The sequence below is a fragment of the Amycolatopsis sp. WQ 127309 genome, assembly GCF_023023025.1.
Lineage (GTDB): Bacteria > Actinomycetota > Actinomycetes > Mycobacteriales > Pseudonocardiaceae > Amycolatopsis.
Genome location: NZ_CP095481.1, coordinates 1,563,934 through 1,579,360, shown reverse-complemented (window position 1 = coordinate 1,579,360; position 15,427 = coordinate 1,563,934). Strand labels below are relative to the sequence as shown.

Below are 15,427 nucleotides of genomic sequence, written 5' to 3'. Positions count from 1 at the left end.
CGGAGGGGGAAACCCCCGGTGCGGTGGTCCTCGAGGCGGAGGGCCTGACCAAGCACTTCCCGGTGCGGCGCAAGGGACGCGCCGGGCTCACCGGCCCGCGCCGCGCCGTCCAGGCCGTCGACGACGTCTCCCTGACGTTGCGGCGGGGGCGGGTCACCGCTCTGGTCGGCGAGTCCGGCTCGGGCAAGTCGAGCGTCGCGCGGCTGCTCGCGGGGCTCTACCCGCGCACCGGCGGCGACATCCGGCTGCACGGCGAGACCGTGAACGTGCGGCACGGCAAGGCGTTCCGGGCCTACTGCCGCCGGGTGCAGATGATCTTCCAGGACCCGTTCGCGTCGCTGAACCCGGTGCACACCGTCCGGTACCACCTGACGCGGGCGCTGAAGATCCACGGCCGGGCCGGCGACGACCTGGAGCAGGCGCTGCACGACCTGCTCCTGCGCGTGCAGATGACGCCGCCCGAGCGCTACATCGACAAGTTCCCGCACGAGCTGTCCGGCGGGCAGCGCCAGCGCGTCGCGATCGCGCGGGCCCTGGGCGCCGACCCGGAGGCCCTGCTGGCCGACGAGCCGGTGTCCATGCTGGACGTCTCCATCCGGCTCGGTGTGCTGAACCTGTTGCGGGACCTCAAGGAACGCCTGCACCTCGCGATCCTCTACATCACGCACGACATCGCGTCGGCGCGCTACTTCGCCGACGAGACGATGGTGATGTACGCCGGCCGGATGGTCGAAGGCGGCGACAGCGAGACGATCACGCAGCGCCCGGCGCACCCTTACACGCGCCTGCTCATCGAATCCGCGCCCGACCCCGACCGGCTCCAGGTCGCCGCCGGGGACAGCGACCTCGCACCCGGTGAGGTGCCCGTCGAACGCGGGGCCGGCGAGCCGCCGAGCCTGATCGACCCGCCGTCCGGCTGCCGGTTCCACCCGCGCTGCCCGGTCGCGATGGAACGCTGCAAGACCGACCTGCCGCCGCGGTTCGAGGTCGACGACGCGCCCGGCCACTGGGCCGCGTGCTGGCTGTACGACGGGGCCGCCCGATGAGGTACCTGCTGCAACGGCTGGCCTTCTACCTCTTCACGGCGTGGGCCGCCGTCACCATCAACTTCTTCATCCCGCGGCTGATCCCGGGTGACCCGGTGCAGTCGCTGATCACGAAGAACCAGGGCACGCTCAGCGCCGACGCGATCCAGTCCCTGTACGTCCTCTTCGGGCTGGACAAGAACGAAAGCATGGTGACCCAGTACTTCCACTACTGGGCCCAGCTCTTCCGCGGTGACCTCGGGCTGTCGTTCACGTTCTTCCCGACGCCGGTCACCGAGGTGCTCGGCGACAGTCTGCCGTGGACGATCATCCTCGTCGGCATCACCACGATCATCGGCTTTCTGATCGGCACCGGCCTCGGCGTGGTCGCCGGCTGGAAGCGCGGTTCGTGGGTCGACGGCCTGCTCCCGGTGACGACGTTCCTCTCGTCGGTGCCGTACTTCTGGCTCGGCCTGATCGCCCTGACGCTGCTGGCCGGGCCGGGGAGCTTCTTCCCGTCGTCCGGCGGGTACGACCCCGGCCTGATCCCCGGCTGGGACCCCGACTTCATCGGCAGCGCGATCCAGCACAGCCTGCTGCCCGCGATCACCATCCTGATCAGCTCGATGGGCAGCTGGATCCTGGGCATGCGCAACATGATGGTGACCGTCGCGTCGGAGGACTACGTCACCGTCGCGCACGCCAAGGGCCTGTCCGAACGCCGGGTCGCGGTCGGTTACGCGGCGCGCAACGCGCTGCTGCCGAGCGTCTCCGGGTTCGCGCTGGCGCTCGGGTTCATCGTCGGCGGCACGCTGCTCGTGGAGATCGTCTTCTCCTACCCCGGGGTCGGCTTCGAGCTGTTCCAGGCGGTCGGCTCGCAGGACTACCCGCTGATGCAGGGCATCTTCCTGATCATCACGCTGTCGGTGCTGGTGGCGAACCTCCTCGCGGACGTCGCCTACCTCGCGCTCGACCCGCGGACCCGGAAGGCGGGCTGACATGGCGGTACCAGCAGCGGACGTCAAGGCCGCCCAGGCCCTCCCGGTCGACGCCATCGCCGGACGCGCCAAGCGGCGCCGGTTCCGGTTCCTCACCGGCGGCAAGACGATCACCGGGCTCAGCGTCATCGTGTTCTTCCTGATCATCGCGGTGATCGGTGAGTGGATCGCGCCGTTCGACCCGTCGGCCCGCAGCAACGACCTGCTCGAAGGGCCGTCGGGGCGGCACTGGTTCGGCACCACGCACCTCGGCCAGGACATCTTCAGCCAGGTCCTGGTCGGCACCCGCAGCGTCATGCTCGTCGGGCTGACCGCCGGCGTCGTGGCGACGATCCTCGCGGTCATCGTCGGCGTCACGTCCGGTTACCTCGGCGGGACACCGGGCGAAGGACTCTCCGCACTGTCCAATGTGTTCCTCGTGATCCCGGCGCTGCCGCTGATCATCATCATCGGCAGCGCGCTGCCGAGCGGTGGTGACTACCTGGTGGCGGTGGTCATCGGGTTCACGTCGTGGGCGTGGGGGGCGCGAGTCCTTCGTGCGCAGACCCTTTCGCTGAGAGGCCGGGAGTACGTCGAAGCGGCGCGCGCCACCGGCGAGTCGACGTGGCGGATCATCTTCTTCGAGATCCTGCCGAACCTGACGGCGGTGATCGCGTCCAGCTTCGTCGGCACGGTGATCTTCGGCGTGATGTCGGAGATCACGCTGGCGTTCGTCGGCGTCTCGAGCTTTTCGAACTGGAACTGGGGCACGATCCTGTTCTGGGCGCAGAGCCAGCAGGCGCTGGCCCAGGGCGCCTGGTGGTGGTTCGTGCCGGCCGGGTTGGCGATCGCCGTCCTCGGCACCGCGCTGTCCCTGCTGAACTTCGGCATCGACGAGTTCGTCAGCCCGCGGCTGCGCGGCAGCGGCAAAGCGAAGGTGAAGGACATCCACGGACGCACGCAGCACATGCGAGTGGGCTTCACGCCCGTGCTCGGGCGGGAGGAACAGGCATCATGACACCGGTCCTGGAGATCAAGGGCCTCGACGTCGACTACGGCGTCGGCGACGAGGCCGTGCGCGCGGTGCGCGACGTGCACCTGACGCTCAACCGCGGCGAAGTCCTCGGCCTGGCCGGGGAAAGCGGCAGCGGGAAGTCCACTTTGGCCTACGGGCTGACGCGGCTGCTCGCACCGCCGGGCGTGATCCGCGGCGGCGAGGTGATCTACCACCCCGAGAACGCCGAACCGTACGACGTCCTGAAGCTGACCCACAAGCAGCTGCGCGACTTCCGCTGGGCCGAGACGTCGATCGTGTTCCAGGGTGCGATGAACTCGCTGAACCCGGTGCACAAGGTCGTCACCCAGCTCGTCGACGTCATCAAGGCGCACGAGCCGGACACGACCCGCGCCGGGCGGGTGGCCCGGGCGAAGGAGCTGCTGAAGCTGGTCGGCATCTCGGCCGACCGGCTGGAGGCCTACCCGCACCAGCTCTCGGGCGGCATGCGCCAGCGCGTCATGATCGCGATGGCGCTGGCGCTCGAACCGCGCGTGGTCATCATGGACGAGCCGACCACCGCGCTCGACGTCGTGATGCAGCGCCAGATCCTCGGCCAGCTCGTGGAACTGCGTGAACGGCTGGGCTTCTCGGTCCTGTTCATCACGCACGACCTTTCGCTGCTGGTCGAGTTCTCCGACCGGATCGCGATCATGTACGGCGGCCGGATCGTCGAACAGGCCCCGGCGTCGGCGCTCTACCGGGACGCGCTGCACCCGTACAGCTACGGCCTGCTGAACTCGTTCCCCGCGCTGCGGGGTCCGCGACGCGAGCTCAGCGGGATCCCGGGTTCACCGCCGGACACGCGGGGCATGCCGGCCGGCTGCGCGTTCCACCCGCGGTGCCCCAAGGCCTTCGAGCCGTGCGACTCGAAGATCCCCGTGCTGGGCCTGCCCGGCGGCGACGCGTCGCGCGAAGTGGCGTGTTTCCTGCACCCCGTCGCAACCCCCTGAACGTCGCCCGTCCTGTCCGGTACCACTGGAGGAGAGCCGCCTTGACCGAGACCACAGCCGCGACCGCGCAGCAGCAGGCGTTGATCGACAGCCTGCCGCCGGACTTCCGCTGGGGCGTGGCCACCGCCGCGTACCAGATCGAAGGAGCGGTCTCCGAAGACGGGCGCACACCGTCCATTTGGGACACTTTCTGCCAGGTCCCGTGGGCGATCGACAACAATGACAACGGTGACATCGCCTGCGACCACTACCACCGGATGCCCGAGGACATCGGGCTGGTCAGTGAGCTGGGCGCGGACACCTACCGGTTCTCCGTGGCGTGGCCCCGGATCCAGCCGCGCGGCCGCGGCCCGGTCAACGAGGCGGGCATCGGGTTCTACGACCGGCTGGTCGACGAGACGCTCGGCAAGGGCATCACGCCGTGGCTGACGCTCTACCACTGGGACCTGCCGCAGGAGCTCGAAGACGCGGGCGGCTGGCCGGCGCGCGACACGGCGTACCGCTTCGCGGACTACGCGATGCTGGTGTTCGACCGGCTCAAGGACCGCGTGCGGCACTGGACGACGTTGAACGAGCCGTGGTGCTCGGCGATGCACGGGTACGTGCACGGCGTGATGGCGCCGGGCCGCCGGGACTACGCGGCCGGGCTGCACGCGGTGCACCACCTGCTGCTGGGCCACGGCCTGGCGACGCAGCGGATGCGTGAGGCCGCGCCGGCGGACACGGAGTTCGGCATCACGCTGAACATGTGCACCGCCGACCCGGCGACCGACGCACCGGAAGACGTTCGCGCGGCGCGGCAGGCGGACGGCCTGGGCGTCCGGATCTACCTGGACCCGCTGGTGCGCGGGGAGTACCCGGAGGACGTGGTCGAGGACCTGGCCGCGCGCGGTGTCAAGCTGCCGGTGCAGGACGGCGACCTTTCGGTGATTTCGACACCGCTGGACTTCCTGGGCGTCAACTACTACTTCGGCCAGCAGTTCTCCGGCGTCGACGAGCAGGGCAGCGCGGTCGACTCGGACGGCGTCCCGACGTCCCGCACGGTGCCGTTCGGCGAGCCGACGACGGCGATGGGCTGGGAGATCCTGCCGGACAAGTTCACCGAGCTGCTGACCCGGCTGGGCCGCGACTACCCGGGCGTCCCGATGTACATCACCGAGAACGGCTCGGCGTTCGACGACGACCCGGACTCGAGCGGCTTCGTCCGCGACGAGCAGCGCACGGCGTACCTGGCCTCGCACATCGCCGCGGTGGCGGCGGCGCGCAACGCGGGCGCGGACGTCCGGGGCTACTTCGCCTGGTCCCTTTTGGACAACTTCGAGTGGGCCTACGGCTACGCGAAGCGGTTCGGCCTGATCCGGGTGGACTACGAGACGCAGGAGCGCACGGTGAAGCAGAGCGGCCTCTTCTACCGCGACACGGTCCGCCGGGTCCGCGGCAGCTGAGCGACGTCCGTGAAGGCCTCCTTACCGGCTCTTATGGCCGGTAAGGAGGCCTTCACGGCTTTTCGGCGGTAAGGCGGGCCCCACCAGGGTGGCGGTGGTGGGCCCCATGGTCCGGTTCGGGGGGTTTCCCTAGTTTCGTACGCGTAGCCGACCCTTGGGGGAACCATGAGTGTCCGGACCGAAATCAGACCCGCGCCACCGCAGCGGCCGCCGTGGTGGCGACGGCCGTGGATCGGGCCGCTCGCGTTGCTCGTGCTCGCGTTCCTGGCCTTCTCGCTGCCGCCGTACCTCGCCTTCGATCCCGCGCGGTCGCGGGTGCCGCAGCCGGGCGGTTTCCCGGCGCACTACTGGTTCCTCGTCGCCCACGTGATCTTCGGATCCGTCGCCATGGTGGGCGCCGTGCTGCAGATCTGGCCGTGGCTGCGCCGGACGTACCCCGTTTTCCACCGTTACGCCGGCCGCGCGTACGTCTTCGCCGGCGTGCTGCCGTCCGGGGTGATGGCGCTGACCATCGGTTCGCAGAGCCCCTTCGGGCCCACGACGCGGGTCAGTGACATCGTCGCGGCGCTGCTCTGGCTGGGCTGCACCTTCGCCGGCTGGCGCGCGGTGCGCGAACGGCGCTTCGGCGACCACCGCAAGTGGATGATCCGCAGTGTGTCGCTGACGTTCTCCATCATCGTCAACCGGCTGATCACGCCGATCGCGATGGTCGTGCTGGAGCCGCAGATCCCGACCACGTTCGGCGGCAGCGAGCTGGCCTACTCCCAGAGCGTCGCGGCGATCTCGTCCTGGGGCGGTGTGGCGATCGCGCTCGTCTTCAGCCAGTGGTGGCTCGAGCGGAAGCCAGCCACCGCGCGATGATCGTCCGCTGGATCTCCGACGCTCCTTCGTAGATGCGCGGCGCGCGGACCTCGCGGTAGAGGTGCTCCAGCAGGTGCCCGCGCCGCAGGGCCCGGGCGCCGTGCAGCTGGACCGCCGAGTCGACGACGAACTGGGCGGCCTCGGTGGCGAACAGCTTCGCCATCGCCGCGCGGCCGCCGAGGTTCCGCTCGCCCGCGTCGTACGCGCCCGCTGCCGCGTAGACCAGCAGCCGGGCGGCTTCGGTGCGCGTCGCCATCTCCGCCAGCGCGTGCGCGACCGCCTGCTGCTTGATCAGCGGTCCACCAAAGGCTTCGCGCTGCCCGGTGTAGTCCACAGTGGCGTCCAGCGCGGCCTGCGCCATCCCGACGGCGAACGCGCCGACGCTGGGCCGGAACAGGTCCAGGGTCCGCATCGCGACGGCGAACCCGCGGTTCTGTTCGCCGAGCAGCTCTTCGCGCCGGACCTCGACGCCGTCGAACGTGACGGTGCCGATCGGGTGCGGGCTGACCAGGTCCAGGTGCTCGCCACCCAGGCCCGGGCGGTCGCCGGGGACGACGAACGCGCTGACGCCGCGAGAGCCCGCGCCTTCGGTGGTCCGCGCGAACACCGTGTAGAAGTCGGCCTGGGGCGCGTTGGAGATCCACATCTTCTCGCCGGTGAGCCGCCAGCCGTCGCCGTCGGGTTCGGCTTTCAGCGAGAGCGCGGCGGCGTCCGAACCGGCGTCCGGCTCGGTCAGCGCGAACGCCGCCACGGCGTCGCCGGCCGCCACCGCGGGCAGCCACTTCGCGACCTGATCGTCCTGTCCGGACTGCAGGATCGGGTAACTTCCCAGGCCCTGCAACGCCAGCGCCGTCTCGGCCTCGGTGCTGACCGTCGCGAGGTTCTCGCGCAGGATGCACAGGTCCGTCGCGGCGGCCTGGCGTGACGGCTTTCCGTCGGCGACGCCGGGGAAGAGCCGCGCCAGCAGGCCGAGCGCGCCCATCGCCTTGAGCAGCGGGCGGTTGACCGCACCCGCCACACCGGACTCGGCGAGCGGGCGCAGCTGCTCCTCGGCCAGCTTCCGGACGTCCGCCGCGAAGGCGAGCTGGTCCGCGTCCAGGGTGAAAGTCATCGGTCGCCTTCCGGTCGCCAGCGGGCGTGGGCGGTACCGGCCGGGCCCGACCGGACGAGGTCCAGCCGCGGTTCCGGGCCGTCACTGCGGCCGGTCTGCGGCTTGCGGTTGCCCGCGGCGAACTGCTTCGGCCAGGCGATCGGATAACCCTGCTCGGCCGCCGCGTGCAACGTCCACTGTGGATCGTAGAGGTGTGTGCGGCCCAGCGCGCACAGGTCCGCGCGGCCGGCCAGGATCAGCGAGTTCACGTCGTCGTACGACGAGATCGCGCCGACGGCGATCACCGCGACGCCGTACTCCTGCCCGATCTCGTTGCGGATCCGGTCGGCGTACGGCGTCTGGTAGCTGCGGCCGTACTGCGGCTTCTCGTCGCACACGACCTGGCCGGTCGAGACGTCGATGCCGTTGGCCCCGTGGGAAGCGAAGGCGCGCGCGATCTCGACGGCTTCGTCGGCGTCGATGCCGCCGTCCGCCCAGTCGGTCGCCGAGATCCGGACGGTCATCGGCCGCTCGGCGGGCCACACCGCACGGACCGCGTCGAAGACTTCGAGCGGGAAGCGCAGCCGGTTCTCCAGCGAGCCGCCGTAGCCGTCGGTCCGCTGGTTCGTCAGGGGTGAAAGGAACGAGGACAGCAGGTAGCCGTGCGCGCAGTGCAGTTCGAGGACGTCGAACCCGGCGCGGGCGGCGGCTTCGGCGCACGCGACGAACTCGTCCCGGATCGCCGTCATGTCCGCTGTGGACAGTTCACGGGGGACCTGGTTTCGCTCGGAGTACGGCAGCGCTGAAGGTCCGCAGACTTCCCAGTTGTCCGACGGCAGCGGCTCGTCGATGCCGTCCCACATGAGCTTTGTCGAACCTTTGCGGCCCGAATGTCCTAACTGGACGCCGATGCGAGCGGACGACTGGGTGTGCACGAAGTCGACGACCCGCTTCCACCCGGCTTCCTGCTCGGCCGTGTAGAGGCCGCCGCAGCCGGGCGTGATCCGGCCTTCGGGCGAGACGCAGACCATCTCCGTCATCACCAGCCCGGCGCCGCCGAGGGCCTTGCTGCCCAGGTGCACCAGGTGGAAGTCGCCCGGGACACCGTCCACCGCGGAGTACATGTCCATCGGCGACACGATGATCCGGTTGGGCAGCTCCAGCTCGCCGAGCCTGAACGGCTGGAACATCGGCGGCCGCGACGTCGTGCCGAGCGAGCGCGCGAACCAGTGGTCCAGCTCGGCGGCGAACTCCGGGTCGCGCAGGCGGAGGTTGTCGTAGGTGACGCGGCGGCTGCGCGTCAGGATGTTGAACGCGAACTGCGGCGGGTCCTGGTGGGCGTACTGCGCGATGTTCTCGAACCACTCCAGGCTGGCCTGCGCGGCGCGCTGGGTCGACGTCACGACCGGCCGCCGTTCCAGCTCGTACGCCTTGAGCGCCTCCGCGACCCCCGCGTTTTCGTGCAGGCACGCGGCCAGCGCGAGCGCGTCCTCCATCGCCAGCTTCGTGCCGGAGCCGATCGAGAAGTGCGCGGTGTGCGCGGCGTCGCCGAGGAGGACGACGTTGCCGTGCACCCAGGTCTCGCAGCGCACGGTGCCGAACGTGACCCACTTCGAGTTGTTCGCAAGGACGCCGTGACCCTGCAGGACGTCGGCGCAGAGTTCGCGGATCAGCGAGATCGAGTTCTCGTCGCTCTCGCCGGGCTTGAGCGAGGTTGCCGCGACGGGGGCGAACGTCCGCTGCCAGACGTCCTCCTGCACCTCGAGGATGAACGTGCTGCCCTCGCGGCCGTACGGGTAGCCGTGGATCTGCATGATGCCGGCCGGCGTCTCGAGGACGTAGAACTTGAAGGCGTCGAACACCAGGTCCGTGCCGAGCCAGATGTAGCGGCACCGGCGCGTCTCGACGCTCGGCCGGAAGCGCTCGGCGTGCTTCGCGCGGACCGCGGAGTTGACGCCGTCGGCGGCGATGACCAGGTCGTAGGCCGACAAGTCGACCGGCGCCTCTTCGCGGAAACGCAGCTCGACGCCGAGCTCGGCGCAGCGGTTCTGCAGGATGCCGAGCAGGCGCTTGCGGCTCATCGCGGCGAAGCCGTGGCCGCCCGAGGTCGTGACGGTGCCGCGGTAGTGGACGTCGATGTCGTCCCAGCGGGCGAACTCGGCGCGCATGGCCTGGTGCACGGCCGCGTCGGCGTGCTCGATCCCGCCGAGCGTCTCGTCCGAGAACACCACGCCGAAGCCGAAGGTGTCGTCGGGCGCGTTGCGCTCCCAGACGGTGATGTCGTGACCCGGGCCGAGCTGTTTCGTCAGCGCGGCGAAGTACAGGCCCGCCGGGCCGCCGCCGATGACCGCGATACGCACGCCGTCCAGGGTATGTCGTTATGCGTACGACCGTCAATGAGGCGAAAGATGGGCTACCGTGTCCGCATGGAACGCATCAACCCGCCGGAGCTGGGCAAGCCGTCCGGGTTCTCGCACGCGGTGGTCGCCGAGGGGCGCGTCGTCTTCCTCGCCGGCCAGACCGCGCTGGACGCGTCGAACCGGATCGTCGGCGACGGCGTCGTCGAGCAGTTCGAACGCGCGCTGGGCAACCTGCTGACGTCGCTGCGCGCGGCCGGCGGCGCACCCGCGGACCTCTGCAGCGTGACGATCTACATCGTCGACATGGCCGGCTACCGGGCGCACGCACGCGAGATCGGCGCGGTCTGGCGGCGCCTGGCGGGCACCGAGTACCCGGCGATGGCCGGCATCGGCGTCGACCGGCTGTGGGACGAAGAGGCCCTGGTCGAGGTCCAGGGCTTCGCGGTCGTCAGCCGAGGTTGATCGCCTTCGAGACGTACGCACGGGCCGGGTCCTCCAGCCGGGCGTGCAGCTCGAAGAACAGCTCGGCCGCGCGGATGCCCGACCAGTCGCGCGGCAGGAACTCCGCGGGCAGGCCGGGGTCGAGGTAGGGCATCCGCCGCCAGCCGGTGAGCACGCGGACGTAGTCGCCGAAGGCCTCTTCGTCGGCGACGGACTTGCGCCGCTGCCAGCGCCGCAGCGCCGGGCCGTGCTCGTCGAGGAACGTCGTGTACAGCTCGTCGAGCCGGTCGAGGTCCCACCAGTCGCGGACCTTCGCCGCGACGTCGCCGAAGGCCAGGTGGTCGGCCCGGAAGAGGTCGGCGTACCCGGCGAGGCCGAGGCGGGTCAGCGCCTCGGCCGTGACGTCGTGCAGGTGCGCGGGCGCGATCCAGACGCCCGAGGCGGCGGTGCCGAAGCCCATCCGGGCGAGCTGGGTGCGCAGCAGGTGACGCTTGTGCCGCTCGGTCTCGGGCACCGAGAACACCGCGAGCAACCAGCCGTCGGCCGGGGTCGCGCGCTCCCGGCGGAAGATCCGCTCGTCGCCCTCGCGCAGGATCCCGCGGGCGTCGTCGGACAGCTCGTAGCCCGCGGTGGCGTTGCGACGCACGGCCTCGAGGATCCCGCGCCGCTTCAGCCGGGAGATCGACGAGCGCACGGCGGGCTCGTCGACCCCGACGGCGGCCAGCAGATCGATCAGCGACGCGACGGAGAGCCAGCCGCCTTCGGTGCGCGAATAGAGGCCGTACACCGTCACGATGAGCTGACGAGGCTGGGCCGCACGGCCGGAGCCGTCCAGGTCGGTCGCCTCGGGTACGGCCGTCATCGGGTCACAATAACAACCGGCCGCCGACGGCTCCGCTACGATTTCGCCGCGATGCTGCGGGAGCCTGGGGCGATGACGCGGCCCCGGCGGCCAGGTTCGGCGCGAGGTGCCGGCGGCGGCCGGAGCCGCGACGACCACTCGGGCGGACGGCCGCCGCGATTCGCGAGCCGCGCCGGAAGAACGGGAGCACTCCAGGCGTAGGTGCCGGCGGCCGGAGCCGCGTCCTGGCCGTGATGACCACTGCCGCGCGGACCACTCCGCTACGATTTTGCCGCGATGCTGCCAGCCACCAAGGGGATCTTCGACCGGCTCAGCCGGCGCGGGCGCCTGATGTCCAAGCGGGCCTGCGACCGGTCCGGCCATGTGGTGCGCTCCGGGCGCTTCCTGTTCCGGACGCCCACCGCCTGGGAGTACGCCGCCGCCGTCGCCTGTGGGAGTGATCCGGCCGCGCAGCGGTGGCTCGGCTGGCAGCGCGACTCCATCGTCGCGCGGGGGGCCCGGGCGGACGCGTTGCGCGTCGTGCCCGGTACCGGGCCGGACTGGGTGTCGCCCGATCCGCAGTCGATCGACCTGGTGATGATCGACCTCGAGGCCGGCCGGTGCGTCGGGCTGGTCAGCGTGCACACCGGCGAGGACGGCGGGCCGGAGACCGGCGGCTACCTCGCCCCCGACTACCGCGGCCGCGGGATCGGCCGGACGCTCTTCGCCACCGGGCTCGTCCTGGCGCACGACCACCTCGGCCTGCCGCGGGTGCGTGCCGGCGCGGAGGTCGGCAACGTCGCGAGCGCGCGGTCGCTGCAGGCCGCGGGGCTCGCCCGCGTCGCCGGCCCGCCGACCTACCGGCTGCCCGACGGCCGCGTCACCGAGGCCTGGTGGTTCGAGCACGCCGTCCCGCGGGTGACGCGCTGCGCCGGCCCGCAGGCGACCTGGTTCCCGGCGACGTCGGCGCTCTGAAACTTCGGCGGGCGCCGACGTTTCCCGCGCCTACGGTCACCGCATGACCCAGCTGACCGCCCCGGTGCCACCCGTTCCCGCCGACGTCCCGCCCGGTGGCGTCGCCTGGCTGCGCGCGTCCGTCGCCCGTTTCAGCAACGGCGCCGACCACGTCCGGCGGCGCGCCCTCGCCGTGTCGCTGCTCGCTGGGATCGACGAGAAAGCGTTGCGGGACAAGGCTTTTGCGTGGACCCAGCGGATCGTGGAGTCAGTTGAAGACGTCGACGTGATGGCCGTGATCGCCCGGCCGGTGCCGGTCGGCGTGCTCGCGGAGGCGCTCGGGCTGCCGGACGTCTCGGCGGAGGTGACGGAAGTCGCGGCCGCGTACCACCCGCACGTCACGCCGTCCGATGCGGCGGAAGCGGCGATGGGACGGCTGGTCGAGGTGTGCGGGGGAGCCGGCGAAGAGACGGCCGCCCGGATCGGGCTGCTCGTCCAGGCCTGCGACGCCACCGCCGGCCTGATCGGCAACGCGCTTTCCGCGCGGCTGGCCGGAAAACCGGGCGAGCTGCTGGCCGACCCGCCGGTGCTGCGCACGCGCCGCCGCGTCGACGGCGAGGACGTCTCCGTCGAACTCACCGGGACGCCGTTCGGTGCCGGACCGCGCGAGTGCCCGGGGCCGGCGCACGCGATCGCCCTCGCGACCGGGGTTCTCCGGGCGTTGCGGGGTTTCCGCCTGACAGAAGCGGAAACGGCGTGGGTGTCGTCGCCGAATCTCCGGATGCCCCGAGTACTGCGGGTGACCCGCGGAAGTTCCGCCGGTGGCCTCTGCTAGAACTACCGCGTTCATTTCTCTGGGGGAAGGCCGGAATTTGCTGTACATGGATGGGCTGCTCGGCTTCGTCACGCTCGGGCTGTGGATCTTCTGCCTGGTCGACGTGATCACCACGGACGAGTCGTCGTGCCGCAACCTGCCGAAGACGTTGTGGCTGCTGCTCGTGCTGCTGGTGCCGCTGGTCGGGTCGATCGTCTGGCTGGTCGCGGGGCGGCCGCAGCAGGTGTCGCGCGCCACCGGCCGCTACGAGCGCACCGCGCCCGCGTTCCCGGAGTACGACCGGCCGGGCCGGTTCGCGGCGACCAGCGCGGACGACGACGAGGAGTTCCTCCGCAAGTGCCGCGAGCGCGCCGAAGCGCAGCGGAAGCTGGCGCGCGAGAAGGGCAGCGACGCCTGAGCTAGCAGGCGGGGCCTTCGCAGGAGCCGCGTTCGTAGGCCTCCAGCGTCGAGATCACCAGCTTGCGCTCGGCCGGCGTCAACGGCGTGAGCGCGTTGCTCCACGCTTGCGCGCCGCGGGCCAGCCAGGCGTCGACGGCCGGGCGCTTGTCCGGCTGGATGCTGACGATCGTGCGGCGGCGGTCGGCGGGGTCTTCGGCGCGGTTCAGCACGCCCTGGCGGCTGAGGTCGCCGACCATCAGGCTCGCCGTCGTCGGCGCCACCTCCAGGCGGCCGGCCAGCTCGGTGACCGTCATCGGGCCGTCGAAGAGCAGGTAGGACAGCAGCGAGAGGTGCCGCGGCGCCAGCGTGCAGCCGTTGAGCTCGTCGGGGACCGGAGTGCGCTTCGCCCGGCCGACCAGGCGCGGCATGAGCAAGAGGAGCTGCCGCACGCCGTCCTCGACACTCGGCCCGGCTTCCGTTGACATCGCACTCCTCCCGTCGGTAGCTTTGTTTGCAAAACAAACGCTTCGACCGCTCCCGAGCCTACCTCGGGGCACCGATCGAGCGTACCGGCAAGAAACAGGGGTTGAGATGACGTCCGAGGTTCCGGGTTTGACCGAAGTTCGCGCGATGAACAAGGGGGTCGCCGAGGAGTTCCGCGCGAACGAGGGTGTCGTCGGCGGCATGTTCGAGGGCAAGAACGTGCTGCTTCTCACGACGATCGGGGCGAAGAGCGGCGAAGAGCGCCTGTCCCCGCTGGTCTACACCCGCGACGGCGACCGCCTGGTGATCGCCGCGTCCATGGGTGGCGCGCCGAAGAACCCGGCGTGGTTCCACAACCTGGTCGCGAACCCGAAGGTGACGCTCGAGGTCGGCACCGAGAAGTTCGAGGCGACGGCCACCGTGATCGCCGACCGCGCCGAGCGCGACCGCCTGTACGCGGGCATGGTCGCCCACGCCGAGGGCTTCGCCGACTACGAGAAGAAGACCGACCGGATCATCCCGATCATCGTCCTGGAGCGCTAGGAAACCGGCGTCTTCGCCGACGCCGGGGACGGCTCGACGCGAGGCTCGGCAGGCTGCTCGACGGCCTCCCGCTCCTCGCGCCGGGCCTCCTTGCGCGTGATGAGCCGCTTGCCGACGTCGATCAGCGGCTTCTCCACCCAGCGGTGGATCAGGTCCGCGATCGCCAGGCCGACCAGGAACACCGTCAACGCCGTGACCGTGCGGTTCACCACGAGCCCCGGCACCGCCTGGACGACGGCGAAGTGCACCGGGCCCTGCAGCAGGTAGAGCGAGTACGACCGCTCGCCGACGAAGCGCATCGGCGCCGTGCCGAGCAGCCAGCGCAGCGGGCCCGGGCTGACCAGGACGATCAGCAGCAGCATCGTCAGCACCGTGTACCCCACGAGCAGCAGCAGGTTCTGCCGCGTCTCGTTCCACAGGGTGTCGAGGTTCGTGTGCAGCAGGCCGAACGCGGCGACGATCGGGATCGCGGCCAGCGGGTGCGTCAGCGGCTTCAGCAGCGCGTACCCGCGGCGGTAGTGCAGCAGGATCGCCAGCAGGCAGCCGCTGGCCAGGATGAAGTAGTGGATGGTCGAGCGGTAGATCGCGACCTTCGAATCGCCGAGGATCCAGCCGCCGGTGGTCAGCGGGACCAAGGCCAGCAGCGTGACCATCGCCACGCCGACCAGCACGAACTTGCGCTTGGCCGCGCCGATCCCGATCGCGACCAGCAGGAATGGCCAGACCAGGTAGAACTTCTCCTCGATGCCCAGCGTCCACGAACCGCTGAAGAAGTTGTCCGTGCCGTTGGTGAACGACGGCAGGAACTCGTTGAGGAACGTCAGGTAGAACTTCAGCGCGTTCGGGAAGTCGCGGGCGTGGAACTCGCCGCGCAGCACGACGAACGCGACGATCCCGCCGAGGATCACCAGGTACGGCGGCAGGATCCGGAAGACACGCCGGATGTAGAAGTTCGACAGCGAGATCCGGCCGGTGCGGTCCTGCTCGCGCAGCAGCAGCGTCGTGATCAGGAAGCCGGACAGCACGAAGAAGATGTAGACGCCGACCCAGCCCGACAGCCAGCCCCACTTCGGGCCGCCGAAGTGGAAGAAGATGACCATCGTCGCGGCCAGCGCGCGCAGGCCGTCGAGCCCGGGGAAGCGCCGGCTGCCGAGGTAGTCCTCATGGCTCATCGTGCGCAAGACGTT

At 70.7% G+C, this 15,427-nt stretch carries 16 protein-coding genes; 11 read left to right on the top strand and 5 right to left on the bottom strand.

The features are described from left to right. The first annotated feature begins 23 nt into the window (after nucleotides 1-23). From MUY22_RS06880 to MUY22_RS06855, 6 genes are all read left to right on the top strand, one after another. Entirely contained in the window at nucleotides 24-1,046 is a 1,023-nt protein-coding gene (locus MUY22_RS06880; RefSeq protein WP_371827659.1) for an ABC transporter ATP-binding protein, read from the top strand. Next, nucleotides 1,043-2,023 carry an ABC transporter permease gene (locus MUY22_RS06875; RefSeq protein WP_247058240.1) on the top strand — a complete coding sequence of 327 codons (981 nt, stop codon included), beginning with the start codon at nucleotides 1,043-1,045 and terminating at the stop codon, nucleotides 2,021-2,023. The genes MUY22_RS06880 and MUY22_RS06875 overlap by 4 nt, the downstream gene beginning before the upstream one ends. Nucleotide 2,024: 1 nt before the next feature. Next, nucleotides 2,025-3,020 (top strand): ABC transporter permease, encoded by a 996-nt coding sequence (locus tag MUY22_RS06870; RefSeq protein ID WP_247058238.1) that lies wholly within the window; start codon nucleotides 2,025-2,027, stop codon nucleotides 3,018-3,020. Further along, nucleotides 3,017-4,009: an ABC transporter ATP-binding protein gene (locus tag MUY22_RS06865; RefSeq protein ID WP_247058236.1), complete on the top strand. Its 993-nt coding sequence runs from the start codon at nucleotides 3,017-3,019 to the stop codon at nucleotides 4,007-4,009. Before MUY22_RS06870 ends, MUY22_RS06865 begins: the two co-directional genes overlap by 4 nt. A 41-nt stretch (nucleotides 4,010-4,050) precedes the next feature. Next, on the top strand, nucleotides 4,051-5,454 hold the full coding sequence (locus MUY22_RS06860; protein ID WP_247058234.1) for a GH1 family beta-glucosidase: 1,404 nt from the start codon (nucleotides 4,051-4,053) through the stop codon (nucleotides 5,452-5,454). A 231-nt stretch (nucleotides 5,455-5,685) separates the two neighbouring features. Further along, on the top strand, nucleotides 5,686-6,315 hold the full coding sequence (locus MUY22_RS06855) for a DUF2306 domain-containing protein (protein WP_371827658.1): 630 nt from the start codon (nucleotides 5,686-5,688) through the stop codon (nucleotides 6,313-6,315). Here the strand turns inward: MUY22_RS06855 and MUY22_RS06850 are convergent. Both MUY22_RS06850 and MUY22_RS06845 read right to left on the bottom strand, forming a co-directional pair. Beyond that, nucleotides 6,272-7,426: an acyl-CoA dehydrogenase family protein gene (locus MUY22_RS06850; protein WP_247058232.1), complete on the bottom strand. Its 1,155-nt coding sequence runs from the start codon at nucleotides 7,424-7,426 to the stop codon at nucleotides 6,272-6,274. The two genes, MUY22_RS06855 and MUY22_RS06850, sit on opposite strands and share 44 nt — an antisense overlap. Then, nucleotides 7,423-9,765: a bifunctional salicylyl-CoA 5-hydroxylase/oxidoreductase gene (locus tag MUY22_RS06845; protein WP_247058231.1), complete on the bottom strand. Its 2,343-nt coding sequence runs from the start codon at nucleotides 9,763-9,765 to the stop codon at nucleotides 7,423-7,425. Before MUY22_RS06845 ends, MUY22_RS06850 begins: the two co-directional genes overlap by 4 nt. 66 nt (nucleotides 9,766-9,831) lie before the next feature. On the opposite strand from MUY22_RS06845, the gene MUY22_RS06840 reads away from it, so the two are divergent. Continuing rightward, on the top strand, nucleotides 9,832-10,227 hold the full coding sequence (locus tag MUY22_RS06840; protein ID WP_247058230.1) for a RidA family protein: 396 nt from the start codon (nucleotides 9,832-9,834) through the stop codon (nucleotides 10,225-10,227). Here the strand turns inward: MUY22_RS06840 and MUY22_RS06835 are convergent. Further along, entirely contained in the window at nucleotides 10,214-11,068 is an 855-nt protein-coding gene (locus MUY22_RS06835; RefSeq protein WP_247058228.1) for a PaaX family transcriptional regulator C-terminal domain-containing protein, read from the bottom strand. The genes MUY22_RS06840 and MUY22_RS06835 overlap by 14 nt on opposite strands. Before the next feature lie 276 nt (nucleotides 11,069-11,344). Here MUY22_RS06835 and MUY22_RS06830 point away from each other — a divergent pair, with 276 nt between their 5' ends. From MUY22_RS06830 to MUY22_RS06820, 3 genes are read left to right on the top strand one after another with little or no spacing between them, the layout of a single operon-like run. Continuing rightward, the gene (locus tag MUY22_RS06830) at nucleotides 11,345-12,022 is read left to right on the top strand and encodes a GNAT family N-acetyltransferase (protein WP_247058226.1); all 678 of its coding nucleotides are present in this window, start codon (nucleotides 11,345-11,347) and stop codon (nucleotides 12,020-12,022) included. 43 nt (nucleotides 12,023-12,065) lie between these two features. After that, complete coding sequence (locus tag MUY22_RS06825) at nucleotides 12,066-12,836, top strand: cytochrome P450 (RefSeq protein WP_247058224.1); 771 nt, start codon at nucleotides 12,066-12,068, stop codon at nucleotides 12,834-12,836. A gap of 37 nt (nucleotides 12,837-12,873) precedes the next feature. Then, nucleotides 12,874-13,233: a PLDc N-terminal domain-containing protein gene (locus tag MUY22_RS06820; RefSeq protein WP_247058222.1), complete on the top strand. Its 360-nt coding sequence runs from the start codon at nucleotides 12,874-12,876 to the stop codon at nucleotides 13,231-13,233. 1 nt (nucleotide 13,234) lies between these two features. On the opposite strand, the gene MUY22_RS06815 is transcribed toward MUY22_RS06820, so the two are convergent. After that, complete coding sequence (locus MUY22_RS06815; RefSeq protein ID WP_247058219.1) at nucleotides 13,235-13,699, bottom strand: MarR family winged helix-turn-helix transcriptional regulator; 465 nt, start codon at nucleotides 13,697-13,699, stop codon at nucleotides 13,235-13,237. 145 nt (nucleotides 13,700-13,844) lie between these two features. On the opposite strand from MUY22_RS06815, the gene MUY22_RS06810 reads away from it, so the two are divergent. Further along, on the top strand, nucleotides 13,845-14,240 hold the full coding sequence (locus MUY22_RS06810; protein ID WP_247063699.1) for a nitroreductase family deazaflavin-dependent oxidoreductase: 396 nt from the start codon (nucleotides 13,845-13,847) through the stop codon (nucleotides 14,238-14,240). On the opposite strand, the gene MUY22_RS06805 is transcribed toward MUY22_RS06810, so the two are convergent. After that, nucleotides 14,237-15,412, bottom strand: coding sequence for an acyltransferase (locus tag MUY22_RS06805; protein WP_247058218.1), 1,176 nt, complete (start codon nucleotides 15,410-15,412; stop codon nucleotides 14,237-14,239). The two genes, MUY22_RS06810 and MUY22_RS06805, sit on opposite strands and share 4 nt — an antisense overlap. Nucleotides 15,413-15,427 lie beyond the last annotated feature (15 nt).

Bases quoted from the DNA above. Each gene is read 5' to 3' on its own strand.
- MUY22_RS06865 (WP_247058236.1), top strand. From the start codon at position 3,017: ATGACACCGGTCCTGGAGATCAAGGGCCTCGACGTCGACTACGGCGTC.
- MUY22_RS06875 (WP_247058240.1), top strand. From the start codon at position 1,043: ATGAGGTACCTGCTGCAACGGCTGGCCTTCTACCTCTTCACGGCGTGG.
- MUY22_RS06815 (WP_247058219.1), bottom strand. From the start codon at position 13,699: ATGTCAACGGAAGCCGGGCCGAGTGTCGAGGACGGCGTGCGGCAGCTC.
- MUY22_RS06835 (WP_247058228.1), bottom strand. From the start codon at position 11,068: ATGACGGCCGTACCCGAGGCGACCGACCTGGACGGCTCCGGCCGTGCG.
- MUY22_RS06805 (WP_247058218.1), bottom strand. From the start codon at position 15,412: ATGAGCCATGAGGACTACCTCGGCAGCCGGCGCTTCCCCGGGCTCGAC.
- MUY22_RS06870 (WP_247058238.1), top strand. From the start codon at position 2,025: ATGGCGGTACCAGCAGCGGACGTCAAGGCCGCCCAGGCCCTCCCGGTC.
- MUY22_RS06840 (WP_247058230.1), top strand. From the start codon at position 9,832: ATGGAACGCATCAACCCGCCGGAGCTGGGCAAGCCGTCCGGGTTCTCG.
- MUY22_RS06810 (WP_247063699.1), top strand. From the start codon at position 13,845: ATGAACAAGGGGGTCGCCGAGGAGTTCCGCGCGAACGAGGGTGTCGTC.
- MUY22_RS06850 (WP_247058232.1), bottom strand. From the start codon at position 7,426: ATGACTTTCACCCTGGACGCGGACCAGCTCGCCTTCGCGGCGGACGTC.
- MUY22_RS06830 (WP_247058226.1), top strand. From the start codon at position 11,345: ATGCTGCCAGCCACCAAGGGGATCTTCGACCGGCTCAGCCGGCGCGGG.
- MUY22_RS06825 (WP_247058224.1), top strand. From the start codon at position 12,066: ATGACCCAGCTGACCGCCCCGGTGCCACCCGTTCCCGCCGACGTCCCG.